This is a genomic window from Nocardia sp. NPDC058640 (genome assembly GCF_042716995.1).
In the GTDB taxonomy this organism is placed as follows: Bacteria; Actinomycetota; Actinomycetes; order Mycobacteriales; family Mycobacteriaceae; genus Nocardia.
In genome coordinates this window covers 85730-109097 of the sequence record NZ_JBHXRG010000011.1, presented here as the reverse complement: position 1 = coordinate 109097, position 23368 = coordinate 85730, and the positions used below count along the sequence as shown (strand labels likewise).

The 23368-nt window shown below is 66.8% G+C and carries 12 protein-coding genes; 2 read left to right on the top strand and 10 right to left on the bottom strand.

The window, feature by feature from the left end; genetic code table 11:
- Positions 1-44: 44 nt before the first annotated feature.
- Positions 45-3416 carry an arabinosyltransferase domain-containing protein gene (locus ACFWU5_RS15330; protein ID WP_379267596.1) on the top strand — a complete coding sequence of 1124 codons (3372 nt, stop codon included), beginning with the start codon at positions 45-47 and terminating at the stop codon, positions 3414-3416.
- Between the two features lie 399 nt (positions 3417-3815).
- Here ACFWU5_RS15330 and ACFWU5_RS15325 read toward each other — a convergent pair whose 3' ends face one another.
- Positions 3816-7148, bottom strand: coding sequence for an arabinosyltransferase domain-containing protein (locus ACFWU5_RS15325; protein ID WP_379267595.1), 3333 nt, complete (start codon positions 7146-7148; stop codon positions 3816-3818).
- A 78-nt stretch (positions 7149-7226) separates the two neighbouring features.
- Here ACFWU5_RS15325 and ACFWU5_RS15320 point away from each other — a divergent pair, with 78 nt between their 5' ends.
- Positions 7227-7724 (top strand): peptidylprolyl isomerase, encoded by a 498-nt coding sequence (locus ACFWU5_RS15320; protein ID WP_379246212.1) that lies wholly within the window; start codon positions 7227-7229, stop codon positions 7722-7724.
- 117 nt (positions 7725-7841) lie between these two features.
- Here ACFWU5_RS15320 and ACFWU5_RS15315 read toward each other — a convergent pair whose 3' ends face one another.
- The 9 genes from ACFWU5_RS15315 to ACFWU5_RS15275 all read right to left on the bottom strand — a co-directional run bounded on the left by ACFWU5_RS15315 (position 7842) and on the right by ACFWU5_RS15275 (position 23203).
- On the bottom strand, positions 7842-8423 hold the full coding sequence (locus tag ACFWU5_RS15315) for a Uma2 family endonuclease (protein WP_379246210.1): 582 nt from the start codon (positions 8421-8423) through the stop codon (positions 7842-7844).
- A 94-nt stretch (positions 8424-8517) separates the two neighbouring features.
- The gene (locus ACFWU5_RS15310; RefSeq protein WP_379267594.1) at positions 8518-10062 is read right to left on the bottom strand and encodes an acyl-CoA carboxylase subunit beta; all 1545 of its coding nucleotides are present in this window, start codon (positions 10060-10062) and stop codon (positions 8518-8520) included.
- A 4-nt stretch (positions 10063-10066) separates the two neighbouring features.
- Positions 10067-15268 (bottom strand): polyketide synthase Pks13, encoded by a 5202-nt coding sequence (gene pks13 / locus ACFWU5_RS15305; protein ID WP_379267593.1) that lies wholly within the window; start codon positions 15266-15268, stop codon positions 10067-10069.
- A gap of 97 nt (positions 15269-15365) precedes the next feature.
- On the bottom strand, positions 15366-17276 hold the full coding sequence (gene fadD32, locus ACFWU5_RS15300) for a long-chain-fatty-acid--AMP ligase FadD32 (RefSeq protein ID WP_379267592.1): 1911 nt from the start codon (positions 17274-17276) through the stop codon (positions 15366-15368).
- 186 nt (positions 17277-17462) lie between these two features.
- Positions 17463-18482, bottom strand: coding sequence for an LLM class F420-dependent oxidoreductase (locus tag ACFWU5_RS15295; RefSeq protein WP_379246202.1), 1020 nt, complete (start codon positions 18480-18482; stop codon positions 17463-17465).
- Between the two features lie 140 nt (positions 18483-18622).
- A complete protein-coding gene (locus ACFWU5_RS15290) occupies positions 18623-19609 on the bottom strand; it encodes a cutinase family protein (RefSeq protein ID WP_379246360.1) in 987 nt (328 codons plus the stop codon).
- Positions 19603-20106, bottom strand: a complete 504-nt coding sequence (locus ACFWU5_RS15285) for a DUF732 domain-containing protein (protein ID WP_379267591.1) — start codon at positions 20104-20106, stop codon at positions 19603-19605. Before ACFWU5_RS15285 ends, ACFWU5_RS15290 begins: the two co-directional genes overlap by 7 nt.
- Before the next feature lie 114 nt (positions 20107-20220).
- On the bottom strand, positions 20221-22023 hold the full coding sequence (locus ACFWU5_RS15280; protein ID WP_379246198.1) for an alpha/beta hydrolase-fold protein: 1803 nt from the start codon (positions 22021-22023) through the stop codon (positions 20221-20223).
- Positions 22024-22198: 175 nt separating this feature from the next.
- Positions 22199-23203 carry an alpha/beta hydrolase gene (locus ACFWU5_RS15275; RefSeq protein WP_379246196.1) on the bottom strand — a complete coding sequence of 335 codons (1005 nt, stop codon included), beginning with the start codon at positions 23201-23203 and terminating at the stop codon, positions 22199-22201.
- Positions 23204-23368 lie beyond the last annotated feature (165 nt).

Sequence of the window (23368 nt, the reverse complement as noted above, 5' to 3'; positions counted from 1 at the left end):
CGGCGCCCACCCACGCACAGGTTCGATGGATAGCATCAACTCCCGTGCCGGACCGATCTGAACGCGCGTTGCCCCGATACCGCCTGATCGCCCTCGTCTGCGGGCTGCTCGGGTTCGTGCTCGCCCTGCTCACACCGCTGTTACCGGTGCGCCAGGACCGCGCGAGCCTGGACTGGCCGCAAGCCGGCGCCACCAGCGTCGAAGCGCCGCTGGTGTCGTATGTGCCGCAGCGGCTGGACGCGCAGCTGCCGTGCACGATGTTGAGCGGCCTGCCCGGCGCGGAGACCACCACCCTGCTCACGACCATCCCGGTCGCTTCCGGCAAGGTCGATCGCGGGTTGAGCGTCACCGTGCGCGACGGCGTGGTGGGCGTGCAGGCGCGCGATGTGCCGATGCTGTCGGCGCCGATCGCGGAGATCGGCGGGTGCGAGCGGATCAGCATCGTGTCGACCATCGAAGCCACGACCGTCGAGTTCGTCGGGGCGGCGCGCAAGGACGGCACCCCCTTCCGTAACACCGTCACCGTCGACAAGCGCCCGCAGATCGTGGGCGTGTACACCGACCTGCCCGCGACGGCACTGACCGGCGCCCGGCTGCACGCCGACATCGACTCCCGCTTCACCTCCACCCCGACCACGCTGAAACTGGCGGCGATGATCGGGGCCGGGGTCTTCACGCTGCTCGCCCTGATCGCGCTGCATCTGCTCGACACCTCCGATGGCCGGCGCGCTCGCCGCTTCCTGCCCCGGCACTGGTGGCGGATCACCCCGACCGACGTGGTGGTGGTCGGGACGCTGCTGGTCTGGCATGTGATCGGCGCCAACACTTCTGACGACGGCTACATCCTGAACATGGCGCGCGCGTCGGGACCGTCGGGGTACATGGCCAACTACTACCGCTGGTTCGGGGTGCCCGAGGCGCCGTTCGGCTGGTCGTACGAGGTGCTGGCCTGGATGACGAAGATCTCCGACGCCAGCCCGTGGATGCGACTGCCCGCGCTGGCCGCGGGGTTGGTGTGCTGGGCGGTGATCAGTCGAGAAGTGTTGCCGCGCCTGGGGGCTCGTGTGCGACGCGACAAGGTGGCGTTGTGGACGGCCGGGCTGGTGTTCCTCGCGTTCTGGCTGCCCTATGACAACGGGCTTCGTCCCGAACCGTTGATCGCGGCGGGGGCGCTGCTGACGTGGTGCCTCATCGAACGCGCCATCGCCACGGCGCGGCTGTTGCCTGCCGCCTTGGCGATCCTGGTTGCCGCGTTCTCGCTGGCAGCGGGGCCGACCGGTCTGATCTGTATCGCGGCGATGATCGCGGGCACGCGGCCGGTCATGCAGATCATCATCAAACGGGCACAGGGTCTGCGTCCGCGCCGGATCGCGGCGGACAGTGAAGTCGACCCCGCGGACGACCGACCGATAACCGAAGTCGACGCCGCGAAGCCGGGGCGGGCAGCTAGCTCGGATAGCACGGCGGTGAGCGCACCACGATTGTCGTTGCGCACCAAGATATTCCGCTACGCCGTCCTACTGGCCCCCGGCCTCGCATCAGGCACCCTCGTCCTCATCATCGTGTTCGCCGACCAGACGCTGTCCACCGTCATGGAGGCAACCCGAGTCCGCACCCTGGTCGGCCCGAACGTCGCCTGGTTCGACGAACGCACCCGCTGGGACTCCCTGTTCATGCTGTCCCCCGACGGCTCCCTGGCCCGCCGTTTCGGCGTGCTGGTGATGCTGCTGTGCCTGCTCGTGTGCATCCTGCAGGTGTTGCGCAAGGGTCGCATCCCCGGCACCGCGCGCGGCCCGTCGGTGCGGATCCTGGGCATCGTGTTCGCGGCGCTGTTCCTGATGATGTGGACGCCGACCAAGTGGACCCACCACTTCGGCGTCTACGCGGGCCTGGCCGGTTCGCTGGCGGCGTTGGCCGCGGTTGCGGTGGGCACCAACGGAATCAAGGCCCCGCGCAATCGCGCGTTGTTCGCGGCGGCGGTGTTGTTTTTGCTCGCGATGACGTTCACCGGCTCCAACGGCTGGTGGTACGTGTCCAGTTTCGGTGTCCCGTTCTGGGACAAGGCGCCGATGCTGGCGGGTAAGGGTGTCTCGACACTGTTCCTCGGACTCAGCATCCTGGCCCTGCTGGTCGCGCTGTATTTCCACCTGCGTGCCCCATACCGAACCCCTTCGGACACAGGTCGTTTCGATCGTTTCGCGACCATGCCGCTGACCATCGCGGCCGCGCTGCTCGTGCTGTTCGAAGTGGCGTCCATGGCCAAGGGTGCGATCACCCAGTACCCGGCCTACTCCATCGCGAAGTCGAATATCAGTTCGCTGCAAGGCAATACGTGCGCGATGGCGAATAGCGTTCTGGTGGAAGCGAATACACCCGATTCGCTACTCGCGCCCTATGACGGCTCCCCCGCCGACGGATTGAACGCCGAGTCGACAGGCTTCTCCCCCAACGGAGTAGCCGCCGACCTCACCGCCGACGCCGACGAAACCGTGGTCGGCGGCGCCAACTCCGTGGACAACGATTCCGCCAACAAGACCACCAAGACCACCGGCGCGGGCACGGGCGGCGGCACCAGCGCCCAACCCGGCATCAACGGCAGCACCGTCGCGCTCCCCTTCGGCCTCGACCCCGCCCGCACGCCGGTACTCGGCTCGTTCCAGGACGGCGTGCAGCAGCAGGCGAAGCTGACCTCACAGTGGTACCGCTACGACCTCGTCGACAGCATGCGCCACGATCCCGCCTACCAGGCCCTGGTGATCACCGCGGCCGGACGGATCCGGTACGTGGACACCGACGGCGTCGTGCACTACGGCCAGGACCTGCGCCTGGAATACGGCACCCGCGCCGCCGACGGCTCCGTGCAGGTGACCGGTTCGGTCGCGCCGATGGATATCGGGCCCGCGCCGTCGTGGCGCAACCTGCGCGTGCCGCTGGACCAGCTGCCCGACGGGGTGAACGCGGTGCGCCTGGTCGCCGCCGACAACGACATCACCGGCAAGCAGTGGCTGGCCGTCACGCCCCCGCGCCTGCCGCGCCTGGTCACCCTCGACTCGGTCGTGGGTCGCACCGACCCCGTGCTGCTGGACTGGCACGTGGGCCTGGCCTTCCCCTGCCAGCGCCCGTTCGAGCACCACGACGGCGTCGCGGAGGCCCCGCAATGGCGGATCCTGCCCGACAGGGTCGGTTCGGACGCGTCCAATGCCTGGCAGGACGATATCGGCGGCGGACCGCTCGGGTGGACAAACCTGCTGTTGAAGGCCGAGACTGTCCCGACATATCTCGATCACGATCTCGGCCGTGATTGGGGCTCGCTGGAACGGTTCACGCCCTTTCAGCCCGCCCCGCCCGCCGAAATCTCCGTCGAGGTGGTGAACCAGTCGGGTCGCGCGAAGGAACCGGCGATTCGGGCACAGTAGGCCTGACGGTTACCAGTGGGTAGGACTGTGGCAGCGCAAGGGCAGTGGCACGCACTTGTGTGTGACGCTTACCAAACGCTCAGTCCCCGTTAGGGTTTCGCTTACGTGAAACACCTGTAAATGACAGCGTAAAGGACCTGCACCTGCACGTTTGAGCACGTACGCTGGTGGGTATGACAGGAGCCTTCGATGACATGGATCTACGAGATCTCGTCGACTTGCTCAGCGACGACGAGAAGCAAGAACTACGACCGGCCATAATGCGGGTACTGGGAAGACTGCCTTCACAAGAGGTATTACGACGCGATCTCAACCGTCGCATGCTCAACGTCTGACTCCTGGTCCCCATACAACCAAAAGGCGCGAACCACATAACGTGGTCCGCGCCTTTTACTGTGCTCAGAAGACTCGCAGTGGCCCCGGTGTCCACAGCCCGGACCGCGCCTCACGACCGGTCTCCAGCTTCGCCGGCGTCGCCTTCGCGTACTGGTCGTAGCGTTCCAGGGAACCCCAGTCACGGGCCCAGTCGTGGTTCAGATAGGTCGGGATCGTCACCCGAGCCGCCAGCATCTGCGTCATGCCCAGCGGTCCACCGAATTCCTGCGCCTGCCAGGTGTCGGTCGACGAGATCGCCAGCGGACGGTCGGGCAGGATCCGGTAGTTCGGCACCTCGGCCACGCCGTTCTTGTGCGAGAACGGACGCTGGCAGGGGAACTGCAGGCCGACCGCCCAGTCGAGCAGAACCGGCTGGTCACGACCGATGAACGTGTCCAGGGTCTGCAGCTTGGGCACGCGCGGCGGGGTGAACGCCAACCACTGGTCGCCGATCAGGATCGGGTCGTTGACCAGCACGCGCACCGCGTTCGCCTCGGGCGCGAGCTCCGCCAGCGGCACGCGCAGGTTGCGCCACGACGGCGCCGGGCCGATATCGCGCGGCTGGTAGGCGCCGAGCACGGCGACGCTGCCATCGGGGTTGCGGGTGCCGTATTCGACGAACAGCGCCTGACCGTAGTTGTCGTCGCCGGTGTCGTCCTTGGACGCGATGCGGCCGGCCGCGCTGATCACCACCAGCGGCGAGTCCGCCGAGCGTTCCGGCAGCCCGTACCACGCCGACTCCAGGTGGGCGGGTTGCTGCATGCCCTCCTGGTAGGAGCCCAGAATCGGGGTCACGGCGGGATCGAGGCCGAACGGCAGCGCCACGGTCGAACCGTTGATGCCGCGCGCGCCCTGTCCGCCGCCGGTGCCCGCGCTCTCGCCCTCCGCGAAGGCCGCGCCGACCGACTGGTTGCTGGTATTACCGGTGCCCGGCTTCACCTCGACCGCGTCGGCGGACAGGTCGCCCGGCACACCGTTGGGGGTGAAACCGACCGCGCCGATGCCCGCGAGCGGGTCGTTGGGGTCGGTGAACGGGCGGGCCGGGTCGACGATCGGCTCGAGCCTGCCCGCGTTGGGGTCGGCTTCGACCAGCACGTCGTTGGCCAGGCCGCACGAGTTGTTGCTCAACGCGTCGATATTGCCGCGGCCCAGCGAGTAACCGGGGTACTGCTGGGTGGCGCCCTTCACCAGCGACGCCACTTCGAACAGCACCATCAACCCGACCACCACGGTCAGCGGGATCGCCGCGAACTTGCGAATTCGCTTGCCGCGCTTGCTCTTCGCCGAAGGTTGCGGTTTCACATAGTCTTCGCGCAGCGCGTACCAGCCCACCAGCGCCAACGCGACGCCGAACAGGATCAGCATCACCGTGTTGGAGTTGATGCCGCTCACCGAAATGGTCTTGTCGAACCACGGCACGCCGTAACTGGACACGTACCAGTACCCGTTGATGCCCGAGAACGACAGCGCCAGCACGAACAGCAACCCGGCCAGGAAGATCGCCCGGTTCTTGCGTGACCGCAACGCACTCTGCGACACCGCCACCGCCGTCACCGCCGCCAGGCCACCCGCGATGCCCGCGTAGGCGCCGAAGTGGTGGGTCCACTTGGTGGGGTTGAACATCATGAAGAAGATCGTGCCGAAGACGATCCCCATCAAACGCCAGGTCGGACCCGACGCGATACCCGGCACCTGACGGCGGCGCAGCAGCACCAGCAACGTGGTGAACAGGCACAGCAGCATCACCAGGAACGCGAAACGCCTGGCCAGCGAACCGTCGACGGTCTCCACGAACATGTAGTAGTAGCGCAGGTAGTCCTCGTACCAGGCCAGGTTCGGGCCGGTGGCCTGACGCACCCGGTTGGCTTCCTGGATACCGGCGAAAGTCTGGTCGCCATAGACCACCACCAGCACGAGCAGACCGGCCGAAGCGATCGGGGCCAGCAGCGCGACCGTGCCGAATTCGCGATGACGGCGCACGATGATCCGCACCAGCGGACGGATACCGGCCAGCAGCGCGGCCACACACATCAAACCGGTGGGCGCGGCGGCGAGAGTGAACGCTGCGATCAGCACCGCGATACCCGCGGGCAGCAGGCGACCGGTCGCGATCGCGCGTTCGATCGACACCCACGTCAGCAGCGCGCCCAGCGCCACGATCGGCTCCGAACGCAGGCCGTTGTCGAACGGCAGCCAGAACGCCAGGAACACCAACCCGCCGGTCCACAGCGCCACCTGGCTGCGTTTCACGGCGTTGCCAAGGCGCGGCACCACCTCGCGGCTGATCACCATCCAGCACAGGATCGCGCAGATCAGCGCCGGGACGCGCACCCACGGGCTGGCCGTGGAGATCTCGGCGAACACCTGGATCACGTAGTAGTACCAGCCGAACGGGGCCTCCGGGACGCCGTACCAGCGGAAGTAGTTGGCCGTATAGCCCGCGTCGGGGGCCACGCGGACCATCGACAGGATGTAGCCGTCGTCGGAGGTGTTGGCGCCGACGAAATGCCAGATCAACAGGGTGCCGATCACCGCGGCGTCGGCCCACGTCGGCTTCAACCAGTTGCGGGGCAGGAAGCGGCGGTGGCCGCGGCCGTCACTGCCGTCGAGACGGCCCAGCGCCGCCAGCGCCAGCAACGTGCACAACACGGCCGCGATGATGGCGACCAGTTTGATCGGCGACGGGCTCGACGAGAAGCGGGTATCGATCGTCGACGTCAGCGAAAGACCCTGCGGGACGTCACCTTTGAGATCGGTGAACACGCCCACGATCTGCGGCCGCAGATCACCGGGCAGCTGACCCTGCACCGGAACCTGCACGGTCTCCACCGCACCCGGCTGACCCACGATCGGCCGCTCGATCATCTTCGTCAGCCCAGCGAACTCCGCGGTCGTGCGCGACTGATCGGAACTGATCCGAATCGCCGAACACCCGCCCATCTCCGACCGCGGCGCCGACGCGACCACCGCATTGCGGTCCACCACATCCACCGACGTCTCCGAGACACGCACGAACAGCGCCTCCAACGCCGCCCGATCACCCTGCGCAGGCGCGGTGGCCAACAACATCCCGCCCTGCTCGGGCAACGACGCCACCGAACTACACGGAATCGACACATTCACATCAATAGGCACCTGCGACATCAACGGCGCCTGCACATTGCCCAGGTTCCCGTTCTGCGGCCAGTTCAACTGCGCGGTGGTCTGACTCACCGGCAAAAACGGCGTAGCCACCGCGAACAGCGCCCCGAGTATCCCGGCGACGATCGCGATCCATCGCGCGACCCGGAAGTCCCTCGCGGACGCCACCGGTCCAGCGGGCGGCTTGGTAAGAACAGCAGTTGCGGCGTCTGGCACGGTTCGACATGGTATCTGTCTCCCGGTACTTACGAGGGGTCGCACGCCTTACGGGGAGACTTCCCTAGACTCGACTCCATGACCAAGGTGAATCTCGAAACCAATTACGGACCGATCGTGCTCGAGTTGGACGACCAGGCCGCGCCGAACACGGTCGCCAACTTCGTGAACTACGTGAACTCGGGCCACTACGCCGGCACCGTGTTCCACCGCGTCATCCCCGGTTTCATGGTGCAGGGCGGCGGCTTCGAACCCGGCCTGAAGCAGAAGCCGACTCAGGCGCCCATTCAGAACGAGGCCACCAACGGCCTGAAGAACGACAAGTACACCGTCGCGATGGCCCGCACCAACGACCCCCACTCGGCCACCGCCCAGTTCTTCATCAACATCTCCGACAACGCCTTCCTCAACCACTCCGCCCCCCAGGGTCAGGGTTGGGGTTACGCGGTGTTCGGCAAGGTCGTCGACGGCACCGAGGTCGTCGACAAGATCGCCGCCGTCAACACCGGCAGCGCGGGACCGCACCAGGATGTTCCCGTCGACGACGTCATCATCGAATCCGCCTCCGTCGCCTGATTTTCGACATCACTCGGGCCGTCACCACAATCATAGGTGACGGCCCGAGCCCGTCCACCGATTAGACTTGGTCCAGCGGGATTCCGGCCCGCCCCGATGATTCCCGGGAGGAGCGCGTCAGGACACCCAGGCTTTCAACGGTTCGGTATCGAGGGTGATTCCTACCGGATCAGGGATCGGGACTTCGGCGCCGAAGGGCTGGATCAGGATTCGTTCGTATTCGCCATCGACCGGGTTGCTACGCACTACGACGCAACCCTTTTCGCGGTCGATCAGGAGGTAGATCGGGATGCCGGTTCGGGCGTAGGCGCGGGGCTTTTCGCAACGATCCCGGCGGTCGGTGTCTTGGTCGTGAGAGGTCACCTCGACCACCATCAAGACGGGGGTGGGGTCGGCCCACTCCGACTGGCCCGCGAATACTCCGGTCGGCGCCAAAGTGCCGTCCGGGCGTGCTCGGCCCGTGCGGTAGGAGTCGATCTTCAGGCCGCGTTCCGGAAAGAGCCAAAGTTCGGGCCGAAGGACGAGCAAGATCCGCATCAACCACTCGAGCACGCAGTCATGGTCCCCGTCCGGCACGGCTTTGGCCCCCAGCTTCCCCTCGACGTACTCCAGTCGAACACCATCCGAGACGCGACCGGCAACGCGAGCAAGTTCTTCGAACTCCCCGGTCGTCATGAGCGGCTCAGGCGCTGCGGTCATGCCACAACGATACCCAGCGGCGATACGATCCGCGAAGAATGCGCGAACGGGCCGCCTCGGAAGGTTTCCGGGGCGGCCCGTTCGGGGGTTTGGTTTACAGCGGCAGGACGTGGTGTTTGCGGGGGTTGCGTTGGATTTTCTTGTCTTGCAGCAGTTTTAGGGCTCGGCGGAGTTCGAGGCGGGTGGTTGCCGGTTCGATGATGGCGTCGATGAAGCCGCGTTCGGCTGCTACCCAGGGGGTGGCTACGTTTTCGTTGTAGAAGTTGATCAGGTTTTGGCGGATGGCGGCGCGTTGGTCTTCGGGGGCTGCCGCGATTTGGGCTGCGCCTAGCAGGCTTACTGCGCCTTCTGCGCCCATGACGGCGATGCGGGCGGTGGGCCAGGCGAGGTTGATGTCGGCGCCCAGTTGCTTGGAGCCCATGACCGCGTAGCCGCCGCCGTAGGACTTGCGGACCACCAGGGTGATCTTGGGGACCGAGGCTTCCACGTAGGAGAACAGGAAGCGGCCGCCGCGCTTGATCACGCCTACCTTTTCCTGTTCGACGCCGGGGAGGAAGCCGGGGGTGTCGACCACGAAGATCAGCGGGATCTCGAAGGCGTCGCACAGGCGCACGAAATGGGAGGCCTTGTCGGACGCGCGGGCGTCCAGGGCGCCTGCCGCGGCCATCGGCTGGTTGGCGACCACGCCGACGGTGCGACCGTCGATGCGGGCGAAACCGGTGATGATGTTGGGGCCGGTGTCGACGCTGATCTCCTTGAACTCACCGTCGTCGAAGATGCGCAGCAGGATGTCGTACATGTCGTAGCCGGCATTGTCGGAATCGGGCATGAACGAGTTCAGTTCACGGTCGGAGTCGGTGATCTCCGGCTCCAGACCGGGGTTGACCACCGGCGGCAGTTCCTGGCAGCTGCTGGGCATGTAGCCCAGGTACTCGCGCACCCACTTGAACGCCGCCTCCTCGTCCTTGGCGACGTGGTGGATGTTGCCGTACTCGGCCTGCGTGCGCGCACCGCCGAGTTCCTCGAGGCTCACGTCCTCGCCGGTGACCTCTTTGATGATCTTCGGGCCGGTCACGAACATGTGCGCGGACTCGGTGGCCACCACGACATCGGTGCAGATCGGCTCGTACACCGCGCCACCGGCACAGTTGCCCAGGATCACCGACACCAGCGGGACCATGCCCGACAGCGGTTCGAGATTGGTCGCCATCCACGCATACCAGGCCAGCGAACTGATCGCCTCCTGCACGCGCGCGCCACCGGAATCGTTGATGCCGACCAGCGGAATGCCGACCTTCGACGCGTACTGCATCAAACCGCACAGCTTGCGACCGAACGCCTCGCCGACCGACCCGCCGTACACGGTCTGATCGTGCGAGAACACCGCCACCGGGCGGCCCTCGACCTTGCCGTGCCCGACCACCACACCGTCGCCGTAGAGCGCGTTCGCGTCGCCGGGCTTGCGCACCAGCGCGCCGATCTCCACGAACGTGCCGGGGTCCAGCAGCTGGTTGATCCGGTCGCGGGCACTGGGAATGCCCTTGTGCGCCCGCTTGGCGATGCCCTTGGCACCGGCGGGTTCTTTGGCGAGCTCGAGCCGCTCGTGTAGATCGGCAAGCTTTTCGGCGGTCGTGCTCACTTACTCATTCTCCCTTGGCGGAAATCGCGGCCAGCTTGGCAGCGAGGTCGGCACCGATCTGGCCGATCCGCGGTTCATCGACAATCTGCAGGTGGTCGCCCGGAATATTGACCACTTCGAGGTTCGGAATGTACTCGTCCCAGCCGCCGTTGGGCTTGCGGTCGGCGAAGCGGGGCTCGAGTTCGATCGCGCCGTCGTGGTAGCGGTCGGCCAGGTACAGCACGACGTCACCGTCGTACTGGCGAGGCTCGGCGACGGTCAGCGCACGGTTCTCGAGCCATGAGGTGCGCTGGTGTTCGAGCACACCGCCGGGGATCTTGGCACCGGACAGCTTGATCAGATCGCTGATCATGGAGAACTGCTCGTCGTCCGACGCGGCGGCCAGCTCCTCGATCTGCTCCCGGTCGAGCTCGGCGGGCACGTTGTAGGTCTTCTTGGCGAAGGCCTGGTACCGCTCGAGGCGACGCACGCGCTCCTCGGGGCTGTTGTCCTCGTCCTCGACAGTGCGCGCGAGGTCGATCAGGCCGACGTAACGCACGTCGGCGCCTTCCTCGCGCAGCAGCTGACCCACCTGCAAGGCCAGCACCGCACCCAGCGACCAGCCGTACAGCACGTACGGGCCTTCGCCCTGGATCTTGCGCAGCTCCGGCAGGTACTCGCGGGCCCGCTCCTCGATGGAGCCGTCGACCCGCTCGAACCCGTACATCGGGGTGTCGGCGGGCAGACGCTTGAGCAGCGGCTCGTAGACGAGCGTGTTGCCACCGGCGGGGTGGAACACGAAAACCGGTGTGGCCGAAGAACCTTCGACGCGGGCACGCAGCGGGCGGATGAAACCGTCCACGTCGGCGCCGCTGTCCTGCAGGTTGCGCACGATCTCGGCGAGTTGCTCGATGGTCTCGCAATCGAGCACGTCGTCGACGGTGACCTCAGCCTTGACCCGCTCGGTCAGGCGCGCTGCCATCTTCTCGGCGACGTCCTCCTCGAGGATGGGCAGCGTGTTGTAGACGCCGCCGGGCGATGCGCCGGTGACCAGAGCCCAGGTGGCGTAGGCCAGACGTTCGGCAGCGTCGCGCGGGGGAACGTTGTCCTCGTCACCGGCCGCGGCATCGGCGAAGTAGTCGATGTCGGCGACGGCCGATTCCGGCTCGGCAGCAACAGGATCCGCGACAACGGCAGCGCTTTCGGTCACGGCAGCAGTCGAAACCGTTTCGCCCGCACCAGCTTCCGGCGCAACCTGTGCCCCGGCCTGCTTCGCCACCGTCAACGGATCCTCGCCCGCGGCAATCGCGGCCCGAGCAGCCTCGACGAAGTTGGCGTCAACACCCAACTCGACATCTTCACCCGCGGCCTTGGCCGCAGCCTGCTTCTCCGCCATCGCCGCGACCTCGTCGCGATGCTCGATCGCGTACCGCAGCACCTTCGACACCTCGTTGAGGCTGGCGTCGCGCACCGCGGAGATCTGCAGCTGCGGGATGTCGAATTCGTATTCGACGCGGTTCTTGATGCGCATGGCCATCAGCGAATCCAGGCCGAGTTCCATCAGCGGGATCTCCATCGGGAGGTCCTCGACGGCGTAGCCCATGGATTCGGCGACGATGACGCACAGTCGCTGTTCGATGGTTTCGCTGCCGTCGGCATCCCACCGGTCACCGGTGGCGATGGCGATCTCGGCGGCCGACTGCTCGGCGGCCGGAACGGCAAGCGCGACAACGGGTTCGGGCAGTGCGGCACCGGAGGTGACGACCGCGTCGAACAGCAGGGTGAACCCGGTCGCGGACTTGGCGTGCACCTGCACCGACGCACCACCGAGGTGCGGGGTCAGCGTGGTGGTCAGCGTGCCGGAAGCAGGCAGTGCGGCGTGCGGATGCGAAACCGAGACCGCGACATCGGAAAGTACCTGGGACGCAGCGGCTTTCACCAGAGCGGGCAGGTCGCTGACCGAGGAAGCCTGGACCTCCCAGGCGTGCCGACCATCCGGCATCGCGACGTGCGCACCGGGCACCCGAGCGCTGCCGCCACCCGACGACATCGACACCTTGGGCCAGTACTCCTTGCGCACGAACGCAGTTCGCGGCACGTCGGCGTAATCACCTTCGGGCAGTAGCGAACTCAGGTTCACCGCGTGCCCGTGCACGTACAGTTGCGCGAGCGCGCTGATCACACCGGCGGACTCGTCTTCCTTGCGCTTCAGCGTCGGGATGAGCTGTGCGTCGTGCACGCCCGCCGCGAAGGTGGTGCCCAGAACCTGCATCAGCGCAACGGAATTGGGGGCCAGCTCCAGGAACGTGGTGTGTCCGGTGTCGACGGCGGCCTTGACCGCGTTGGTGAAGTAGACGCTGCCGCGCATGTTCTTCACCCAGTAGGGCTCGTTGTGGATCGGGTCCGAACCGGGCTTAAAGAACAGACCCTCGTGGACCGTGGAGTACAGGCCGGTCGTCAGTGAGGTCGGCTCGATGCCTGCCAGTTCGGCCGCGAGTTCGCCCAGCAGCGGGTCCATCTGCGAGGTGTGGCCGGCACCGCGGGTCTGCAGGATCCGGGCGAACTTGCCCATCGCCTCGACCTCGGCGACGATCTGCTCGACCTGCTCACGGGGGCCGCCGATCACGGTATTGGTCGGCGCGGCGTACACCGCGCACTCCACATCGGGGTACTTGGGCAGCAGCTGCGCCACGTCGTGGGCGCTGAGTTCGACCAGTGCCATGTTGCGCACTTCGTCGTCGGTGAGCATCTGCTCGCCCTCGCCCATCAGGCGCGAGCGGGCGCAGATCACGCGCACCGCGTCTTCGATCGACAGGCCACCGGCGATGTACGAACCGGCCACCTCGCCCATCGAATGACCAACCACGCCAGCGGGTTCCGCGCCGTGCGCGCGCAGCACCGCGGCCAGACCGAGCTGGATGGTGAAGATGCCGACCTGGCAGGTGCCCACGTCGTAATCCTGGGCATCGTCGAGGATCATCTCGCGAATGGAGTAACCGGCCTCGTCCTGGACCAGCTCGTCGACCTCGTCGACGGTGGTGCGGAAGATCGAGTTCTCGGTGTACAGCTGCTTGGCCATCTTGCGATGCTGCGAGCCGAAACCGGAGAACACCCAGATCGCGCCGTTGGACGCGGGCGAATCGGCGGTGAACACGCCCGCACCGGGCTTGCCCTCGGCGATGGCGCGCAGACCGGCCACGGCCTCGTCGCGGGTCTTGGCGATCACCACACCGCGCGAACGCTGGTGGCTGCGCTTGGCCAGCGAACGGGCGACATCGGTGAGCGGGACATCCTTGCCCGCGCCTTCCAGCCAGTCGGCCAGGTCGGCGGCGGCGCGCTTGCGACGCGAGGGCAGGTAGGCGGACACGGCCAGGATGACCGGCAGCGGCTCCTCCCGTTCGCCGTCCCACTCGACCGCGACAGTGGGCCGCACGATCTCGGCGGCGGCCTCGGTGATCGCGGTGGCCTCGGCGACCACATCGGTGGAGGCCTCGGTGCCCTCGATCTCCTCGACCGCCAGCTCCACGGCGGCGATCTGCTCGGGGGTCACGTCCTGGACCACGGGCGCGGACGGCACGTATTCCTGCAGGACGACGTGCGCGTTGGTGCCACCGAAACCGAAACCGGAGATGCCGACGGTCGCGACGCCGCTGTAGCGGGGGAACTCGGTGGCTTCGTCGACGACCTTGAGGTTGGCCTGCTCGAACGGGATGTACGGGCTGGGGCCCGCGTAGTTGATGTTCGGCGGAATCACGTTGTGCTGGAACGACATCAGCACCTTCGCGAGACTGGGCACACCGGCGCCGGACTCGAGGTGACCGAAGTTGGTCTTGACCGAACCGAGCAGGGCGGGCTTGTCCGCGTCGCGACCGCGACCGATCACGCGGGCCAGTGCCTCGGCTTCGATCGGATCGCCGATCGGGGTGCCGGTGCCGTGGGCTTCGATGTAGTCGACCGTGGACGGGACGATGCCGGCGTCACGGTAGGCGCGACGCAGCACGTCGGCCTGCGCGTCCGGGTTCGGGGCGAGCAGACCGTTGGACCGGCCGTCGCTGTTGACCGCGGTGCCCTTGATGACGCCGTAGATGTGGTCGCCGTCGCGCTCGGCATCGGCAAGGCGCTTGAGGACGACGAGACCGCCGCCCTCGGAACGGACCATGCCGTCGGCGTCCTTCGAGAAGGCCTTGATGCGTCCGTCTTCGGACGTGCCCGGTGCGAAACCCAGCGTCGTCATCGGCATCAGCAGCGCGTTCACGCCACCGGCCAGCGCGACGTCGGCGTCACCGTCGCGCAGCGCGCGCACCGCCTGATGCACCGCGACCAGCGTCGACGAGCACGCGGTGTCCACGGTGACCGACGGGCCACGGAAGTCGTAGAAGTACGAAACGCGGTTGGCGATGATGCCGTTGGAGCTGCCCATGATCGCGTAGGCCTCAGCCGTCACGGGCACGTTGGGATCGCTGTTGCCGAGCGCGAGCGAAGCGATGAACTGGAAATCGCTGCTCGACGAACCGATGTACATGCCGACCGAGGCGCCCTTGAGGTCGCTCGCCGGAATTCGCGCGTGTTCCAGCGCTTCCCAGGTGAGCTCCATCATCAGCCGCTGCTGCGGATCGATGCGCTCGGCTTCGAGCGGCGACGTCGCAAAGAAATCGGCATCGAAGCCCTTGAGGACGTCCTGGTCGAGGTAGCCACCACGGGTCTTGCCCGCAGCGACAGCGGCGGCGACGGCAGGGTCACTGAGGAACTCTTCCCACCGCCCCTCGGGCAGCTCACGAATCGCGTCACCGCGCCCGATGATGAACTCCCAGGTCGACTCAGGAGTCGTCCCCGCACCCGGCAGGCGCGTAGACAGACCGACCACCGCGATGTCATGCGCCTCGGAAGGCGCGAACGCGGCGGTGTAATCCGAGTCGTCCACAGCGGCAGGCTCGGGCTCACCGTTGATGATCACCTCGGCCAGCGAGGCGATCGTCGGATGCTGGTACACCACCGTCGGCGTCAGAATCACGCCGGTGAGGTCCTCGATGTCACCGCCTAGGGCGAGGGCGTCGCGCGAGGCCAGCCCGAACTCCTCCATCGGTCGGTCGACGGTGATCGCGTCGACAGACTGTCCGGTCGCGTCGGCAACCCAGCGGCGTAACCATTCACGCAGCTCAGCTACCGACAGTTCCGCCGGGGCGGTCGACTCGGAAGGAAATTCGGGGGTGCCCTCGTTGTTAGCCATCAATTCCTCAAGCTACCTGTCTGCCTACAGGGCGCGCCGTGGAATGGCACCCGGCATGCGTCACACGCCGAGTGCCATCACCGAACCGGTGGGCCGATTACTCTTCCGGTGCATCGGGGAAAGCCTGCTGGGTGTAACCACCGCGCAGAGTTCCCTCGAGGTAGGCGGCCTTGCAGGCGCGCCGGGCGATCTTGCCGCTGGAGGTACGCGGGATGGAACCCGCGGGCACCAGCAGGATGTCACGAGCGGTCACGCCGTGACGTTGCGACACCGCCGCGCGCACCGCGTCCGCGATGGGCCCAGGATCGGCCTTACCGGCACCGGGACCACGTTCGGCCACCACCACCAGCTGCTCGGACGCGTCGTCGACGTCGAACTTCAGGCCGGAGTGGCTGTCGGCGGCGAAGACCTCGCTGGGCAGCTGGTTGGCGGGCACCGCGAAGGCCGCGACGAAACCGGGGCGCAGCGACTTGGACGCCTCCTGTGCGGAGAACTCCAGATCCTGCGGGTAGTGGTTGCGACCGTCGACGATCACCAGGTCCTTGACGCGACCGGTGATGAACAACTCACCTTCGAAGTACACACCGAAGTCGCCGGTGCGCATCCAGTCGGCATCGGGCTCGGTGCCCGCGGTGTGCCCGCCGTCGACCGGCTCGGTGACCCGGTTGCGGAACGCCTTGGTCGACTCGTCGGGGCGTCCCCAGTAGCCGATGCCCATGTTCTTGCCGTGCAGCCAGATCTCGCCGACCTGCCCGTCGGGCAGTTCGCGACCCTGCGCGGTGTCGGCGGTCTCGGGGTCGATGATCGCGGCCCACTGCGACAGCCCCACGTAACCACACGAGACCTGCGCGATGGCCGACTCGTGCGACTGGTCAACGCGCACCATGCGGCCCGCGTTGAGCTCGTGACGATCCACGTAGACGTACTTGGCCTCGTCCTCGGCCTTGGTCGCCGAGACGAACAGCGTCGCCTCCGCCATGCCGTAGCAGGGCTTGATCGCGGTCTTGGGCAGCCCGAACGGCGCGAACGCCTCGTTGAACTTCTTCATCGAGGACACGGTCACCGGCTCGGACCCGTTGATCAGGCCGATCACGTTCGACAGGTCGAGCGATTCGCCCGCCTTGGGCACACCACGCGCGGCAGCGTGCTCGAACGCGAAGTTCGGTGCCGCCGCGAACGTGCCGGCACCGTCGGAAACGGCGGCCAGCTCGTTGATCCACCGCGACGGGCGACGCACGAACGCGCTGGGCGACATGATGGTGATGAACTTGCCGCCCACCGCGGGCAGGATCACTGTCAACAGGCCCATGTCGTGGAACAGCGGCAGCCAGGTCACGCCGCGCGAGTTCTCGTTCATGTTCAGCGAGTTGATCATCTGCAGCAGGTTGGTGCCCACCGCGCGATGTGTGATCTCCACACCGGCGGGTACCCGGGTGGAGCCCGAGGTGTACTGCAGGTAGGCGATGTCGTCGACCGCGGTGTCGGGACGCACCCACGAGTCACCCAGGGTGTCGGGGATGGCGTCCACGGCGATGATGCGCGGGCGCTGGGCCGCGGGCAGCGAGCGGAAGAACTGGCGAACACCGGCGGCCGAGGAGGTCGCGGTGAGGATCGCCGACGGCTCGCAGTCGCCGAGAACGGCGTGCAGGCGGTCGGTGTGGCCCGGCTCGTCGGGATCGAACAGCGGCACCGCGATGGTGCCGGCGTAGATCGCGGCGAAGAAGGAGATCACGTAGTCGAGCCCCTGCGGCGCGAGGATCGCGACCCGGTCGCCCGGGTTGGTCACCTGCTGCAGCCGAGCGGCCACCGCGCGCAGCCGCACACCGAATTCCTGCCAGGTCAGCTCGTGTACCTCACCGTCGCGTTCCCGCGAGTAGTCGATGTAGCGGTACGCGAGCGTATTGGCGTCGTTACGGGTGTGCTTCTCGACGTGATCGACCAGGGTGCGACCCTCGGGAATGATGATGTTCCCGGTCTCGTCCAGGTAGTCGTCGAAAGTCTGTTCCATTCCTTCTTCTCCTTGCGAGGACACGCGATGACAAGCTCTGCGGCCTCGACTCGCTATATCGCCACCGGATATCGGACTCACCTGAGCGTGCGTCGACAACCTGCGGATTTTCACAAGCGGTCTGCGCGGTGACCGCTATCGGCTAAATGTTCTCAAACCAGAGTCATGTTACAGAGAACCCCCCGCTCAGTCCTCCCGCAGCAGCGGAATGACAGGCGCGAATGCGTCCATCTGGGTGGGGAAGATGCCCACATACGACATCGAAGTGAGTTGCCGCACACGTTTGACCTGTTCGGCGATTTCCTCGAACGTGCCGATCGCGATGTACGGCGACTCCAGGATCTGTTCCACGGTCAGTTCGACGTCGACCTCGAGGTCGGGATGCAGGCCGCGTTCGATCGCGCGCAACGCCATCTCCGCGGTCTTCTCCCGGTCGTCGGTGATGACGATGGCGGTGATGGCCCAGTTCAGCTCGATATCGGCGAACCGGTCACCCGCCGCGGCGCGCACCCATTCGACCTTCTCGATCGTCTTCTCGAGCGTGATGCCCGACAGCAGACCCTTGCCGTTCTTGGTGGTCTGCGGCACGACCGAGACGATATCGGCGTGCTTGGCCGCCAGCGCCAGCATCTTCGGACCGCCGCCACCGGTACACAGCGGCGGACGCGGACCCTGCCGTGGACGAGGAGTGCCCTTGACGCCACGCACCTGGTAGTGCTTGCCCTCGAAGGTGCACTCCTGGCCACGCAGCAGCGTGTCCAGGATGGTCAGCGACTCGTCCAGCTTCTCCAGCCGCAGGCCGGGACGCTCGAACGGGATGCCCGCGTTGTCGAACTCTTCCTTGATCCAGCCCGCTCCGACGCCGACCTCGAGCCGACCCTTGGACAGCACATCCAGGGTGGCCAGCTCTTTGGCGAGCACCACGGGGTGGCGCATGCCGTTGGCCAGCACCGACGTGCCCAGACGGATCTTGCTGGTGGCCTGGGTGAGTGCGCCCAGCGCGGCGATCGGGCCGATCTGATCGCCGAGGTGGTCGGGCACGACGAACGTGTCGTAACCCATCTCCTCGGCTTCCTGCGCCGTCTGCACGAACTTGCGTGCGCCGCCCTCCTGTTTGTTGCCTTCGCCTGCTGCGGCGAAGCGGAACGGACGCAGCGGCGTACCCAGCGCGGTCAACTCACCGACGGGTGCGGCAGCTTCGGTCATGAACTCTTCGCTCCTGGCTGGTGTGGACTCGGGCGCAATTCCCAGCGCACTTTACAGCGTGCGAGCGATCCGGCGTGCGGATGTCACAGCGGGGCGTGATCGGTGGCAACCACGCCCCCACTGTGACTGTGACAACTCCGTCAGGAATGTGGCGGATGTGGTGCGTTCTCGATCAGGCCCGCGGCCCAGTTCACGGTCCACTGGGTGGCCGTGGTGCCGTTGGCGTCCACGGTGTTGGAGGCGTACAGCGCGTGCACCGGATTGCCCGCCGAGCGGATCAGCGCGGCGAGACTGCCCAGTGCGTTGAGCGGGTTCAGTGCCTCGCGTGGCGCGTCGCAGATCATGTCGCCGGGCGCGCAGATCGAGAACACCTTCGGTGCCAGCGTGCCGAAGCCGCCGGGGCGCGGGCCGGTCATGCTTATGCCGGGCACGTTCACGCCGCGCAGCGCCACCTCGGCGCCGTCGCCCGCGGGCGGGGGGTCACCGATCTCGGTGGGCAGGCCGGGGCCGGTGGCGGTGCGGCGGCCGTCGGCGATCACCGTCACGCCCAACACATTGGCCTCGGGGATCGGACCGTTGCCCGCGCCGATCTGGGCGGCCACGTCACCGGCGATCACCGCGCCCTGCGAGAAGCCCGCGATGACGTAGGTGGTCAGCGGGCATTCCTTGTGCCGCTGGGCCAGGATGTCGGTGGCGCGCGCGGTGCCCTCGGTGCGGCTGTTGTTGTACGAGGCCTGACCGTCGGGCGGCAGCGCGATCGGGTTCGAGAACTGGGCCACGTACGGCACCGTGTACACCTCGAGCCGGTTGTCGGGGAACTGCGCGCGCAGCGGCCCGGTCACGCCCAGCATCAACGAGATCGGGTTGGCCTGCGGGTTGTACGGGTCGTCGGTGCTCGACGACTCCCACGTGCCCGGAATCGACAGCAACATCACATCGGGACAGTCCGCGGACTGCGAGGTGGGCGGCGGCGGACCGGGCGGTGTGGGCCCCGGCTCGCGCAACCGACCCGCCAGCAGGTACCACAGCAGCACGATGACGATGATCGCGAGCACCAGCAGGGCCACCACGGTCAGGCAACCCGCGGGCCAGAACTTGCGACGTGTCGGTCGGGCGTTCACTAGCAGTAGGTCGAGTTCGCGGCGGCGATGTAGATCTGCGCCGCCTTGTTGACGTCCATCTTCGCCGGATCGAAGGCCGGGTCGGTGCCCGCCATCGCGGCGACGAAGGTGGCCACATCGGAATCACTGGCCCCGGTGCCCTTGACCGAGCAGATGTACGACGCGGTGGTGAGCGCGGTCGTCTGATCGCCCGGCGTGATGCCGTTCTTGGCCAGCTCGTCGAGGAACGCCTTGTCCTTGCCTGCCGCGGGCGCCACGGCGGTGGTCTGCGGGATGGGCGTGGGCTCCTCGGTCTGCGCGCTGGTGGACGCGGCGGTGCTCGACGGGGCCTCGGCGGGCGGCTCGATGACCACCGGCGGCGTCGTGGTCGACTTCTGCACGGCGCTGCTCGAGAGGGTGGGCGTCTGCGACGCGGTCGAGTCGTTGCCGCCACAGGCGGACAACATGGCCACGGCAGCCAGGGCCGCGACCGATCCGGCTACCTTGCCAGTGATCCGATGCATGAAGATGTCTTTCCTCGAAAGTTGCTGCGGGGAAGCGGTCGCAGACCAGGCTAGCGCGACGAACCGCGTCATCGGGTAGCGCGCGATGATGCTCAGACAGTTCTCAGCCCGAGCTCACACGCCGTGAACTTCGGATTTGCCGTCTCGCACCACGATGAACCCGGTCTGAAAGTTCTGCTGGATTCCGCCGGGGACCACGAACTCGTCGCTGACGGGATAGCCGAGCCTGCCGTTCTCGAAACCCTGCGCGCCCCACGCGTCGGCCATGGCGCCGTTGCGCACCGACCAGGCGCCCGACAGCGGACTCCAATAGATGTTGCCGCCCTCGAACCTGCTGAACCGGCCCAGATCCTTCAGCGGCGCTTCCTCGGCCACCGGGAAACCCAGCGGGCTGTTCTCGAACCCGAGCTGGCTGTACTTGTCCAGCACGAAACCCTGCACGCGATGGGCGCCGGTGGCCGGGCTGTAGAACATCGGACCGTGTTCGAAGGCCTGCACCGAGCCGTCACGGCTAGGTGTGCGGGCTTCGGCGGCCACCGGGTAACCGGCGGGACCACCCTCGAAACCCTGCTTGCCCCAGGCCTCGAGGAACGCGCCGCGCATCACCTGGGCGCCGGTCTGCGGGGTCCAGTAGATCGAACCGCCTTCGAACGTCTGCATCCGGCCACGGCCGTCGGGCAGGGCGCGGTCCTCGCCGTTGGGTAGGCCCAATGGCGATGTCGCGCCGCCGATTCCGGCGTAGGTGCCGCCGATCCGACCGGCCACGGCATGGGTGCCCGTCGCGGCGGAATGGAAGACCCGACCGTTCGGGAAGTCCTGCGCGATTCCGGTGCCGGCGGGGTACTCGGCGGTCACGCAGTTGCCCAGCCAGTTGGCCGCCTGCGCGAGTCCGGCGATCGCGCCACCCAGCGTGCAGGTCGCGCCGCCCGGGTCGGTGCCCAGTGCCGCGGCGGCCTGATTCCAGGACTGACGCATTTCGAAATCCCAGTACGGCCACGTATGCGTGCCCGCGGGACGGTAATTCGCCTGCACCGGAATCTCGAGTTTCTCCAGCTTGGCCACGAAATTCTGAGTCGACAACCGCGACAGGATCTCCAGACCCGTGCCCGCCCAGTTCTCGCTGACCAGCGGCACTTCGCCGAGTTGATCATGGCTGCCCGCCAGACCGCTGCCGCTGGACACGTACATGCTCACGCCTTTGAGCTTGTCGGCCAGCAGGTACGGGTCGTGCGCCTCCCACTCGGGGCTGCCGGGGGGACCCCACATCGCGCCCGCGTCGAAACCGCCCGCGTCCTTGTTGGCGAACGTGATCGCCTGCGGCATGCCCAGTGTCGTGGTGGTGAGCAGACCCGAATACGAGGCCACATATTTCATCAGCCCCGGGTTGCGGCCCGCGAGGTTCATCGCGGCCGTGCCGCCCATCGAAAGCCCTTGCACCCCACGCACATCCGTGGTTCGCCAATCACGTTCCAGGATCGGCGGGAGTTCCTTGGTGAGGAAGGTTTCCCACTTGTAGGTGAAGCCGTTGTCGGGCGACAGCCAGTCCGAATACCAACTCGACTGACCACCCACCGGCAGCACCACATTGATGTTCTTGTCGGCGTAGAAACCCTCGGCGTCGGCGTCTTTGGTCCAGCCGTTCTCGTCGTCCTGCGCGCGCAGACCGTCGAGCATCAGCATCATCGGAAACTTCGCGTCGGGCCGGGCATTCCAGTCGCGCGCCAGCAGCATCTGCACCTGGATCGGGGTGTTCATCGCGGCCGAATGCACCCACAGCGCCACCCGTCGATCCGACAGCCACTCCACCCGTTGCACCGCGGACACCGCCGCGTGCGCGGGCGTGGGAACGGTGACGGCAGGTCCGAGCAACGCCGCCGCCATGGCCGCAATTCCGAGGAACCGAACACGATGTTTCATCACACGCGCCTTCCTTATCCCGGAAAGATCCCGGAAAACCGGACACAGCCTCACCGTCGGTTGTACCGCAGGAAATAGGGATAACTGGGGAAGACACGCTTACTTATGACGCAGCAAAAAGACCGGCCCACCCTGGGGGTGAGCCGGTCTTCGAGTTGTTGCTGAGCGGAAACTACTAGGCGCCCAGTGCATTCAGGATGTGCGGACGCGCCTTCCACAGCTCGTCTTCCCAGTACTTCCACGAGTGGGTACCGGAGGCGCCGATGTCGTACACGGCGTTGATGCCGAGGCTGTTGAGACGACGCTGGAACGCCAGCGTGCTCACGAACGAGATGGCCTCGATGCCCATCGCGGTGCTGGTGTTGAACGCACCGCCCAGACCGGCCGGACGATCGTGGGTTCCGGGAAGGCCGTTGGCCGAGGAGATGAACAGCGGCAGGCCGCGCAGCTCGGGCGCGAACACCATCGGGTCCATCCGCAGCCACGCCGAGCTCCACGGAGTGGCCATGGCGTCGACGTTGAAACGACCCGCGTCCAGCATCATCACGCGGATGGCCTCACGCATACCGGGAGCGCTCCAGTTCAGCGGACCCGACAGCGAGGACGCGTGCTTGAACTGGTCGCGGTTCAGGGCGGCCAGACGCAGCGCGGCCGGACCCGACATCGACAGGCCGAGCACCGCGTTGTTCTTGCGGGACACGCCGTAGCCCTCGAGGAAGGCCGGAAGCTCTTCGGTGAGGAAGGTTTCCCACTTGTAGGTGGTCTTCTGGCCGTTGGTGTTGCTGGCCGCGGTCCAGTCGGCGTACCAGCTGGACTGGCCACCGACTGGCATCACCAGGGTGACGTTGTCATTGCTGAACTGCTGCATCGCGTTGGTCTCGAAGGACCAGGCGTTGCGGTCGTCCCTGGCGCGCAGGCCGTCGAGCAGGTAGAGCGCGGCGTTGCCACCGTTGCGTGCCCACTGGACCTGGACCTTCACGGGGCCCATCTTCGAGGGCACCATCAGTTCTTCGTAGCCACCGGCCGGTGCGCGCAGCACGGGTGCCGACACCGACGGTGCGGCGAGCGCGGTCGGGGCCGCTCCCGCGGCGATCGGCAGCACGAGGGCTGCAGCGCCGACAGCTAGAATTCGATTACGCCAACCACGAGATGCCGGCGCGACGGCCTTGCCGAAACGCATGTGAATTCCGCTCTCTTTCTGCTGTTATGGCGTGCCTGATCCGTCAACCGTCGTTCGACGCGGCCCCGACAGCCCGGTCGAACAGACGGATGAAACAACGATCTGGTCACACTTATGCTCGCTGGAGGATATTCGACACACCAATTAACTGCAAGGGCAACAGAA

Excerpts from the sequence above, each read along its gene's own strand:
- ACFWU5_RS15320 (WP_379246212.1), top strand. The coding sequence starts at position 7,227 with ATGACCAAGGTGAATCTCGAAACCAATTACGGACCGATCGTGCTCGAG.
- ACFWU5_RS15315 (WP_379246210.1), bottom strand. The coding sequence starts at position 8,423 with ATGACCGCAGCGCCTGAGCCGCTCATGACGACCGGGGAGTTCGAAGAA.
- pks13 (WP_379267593.1), bottom strand. The coding sequence starts at position 15,268 with ATGGCTAACAACGAGGGCACCCCCGAATTTCCTTCCGAGTCGACCGCC.
- fadD32 (WP_379267592.1), bottom strand. The coding sequence starts at position 17,276 with ATGGAACAGACTTTCGACGACTACCTGGACGAGACCGGGAACATCATC.
- ACFWU5_RS15295 (WP_379246202.1), bottom strand. The coding sequence starts at position 18,482 with ATGACCGAAGCTGCCGCACCCGTCGGTGAGTTGACCGCGCTGGGTACG.
- ACFWU5_RS15285 (WP_379267591.1), bottom strand. The coding sequence starts at position 20,106 with ATGCATCGGATCACTGGCAAGGTAGCCGGATCGGTCGCGGCCCTGGCT.
- ACFWU5_RS15280 (WP_379246198.1), bottom strand. The coding sequence starts at position 22,023 with ATGAAACATCGTGTTCGGTTCCTCGGAATTGCGGCCATGGCGGCGGCG.
- ACFWU5_RS15275 (WP_379246196.1), bottom strand. The coding sequence starts at position 23,203 with ATGCGTTTCGGCAAGGCCGTCGCGCCGGCATCTCGTGGTTGGCGTAAT.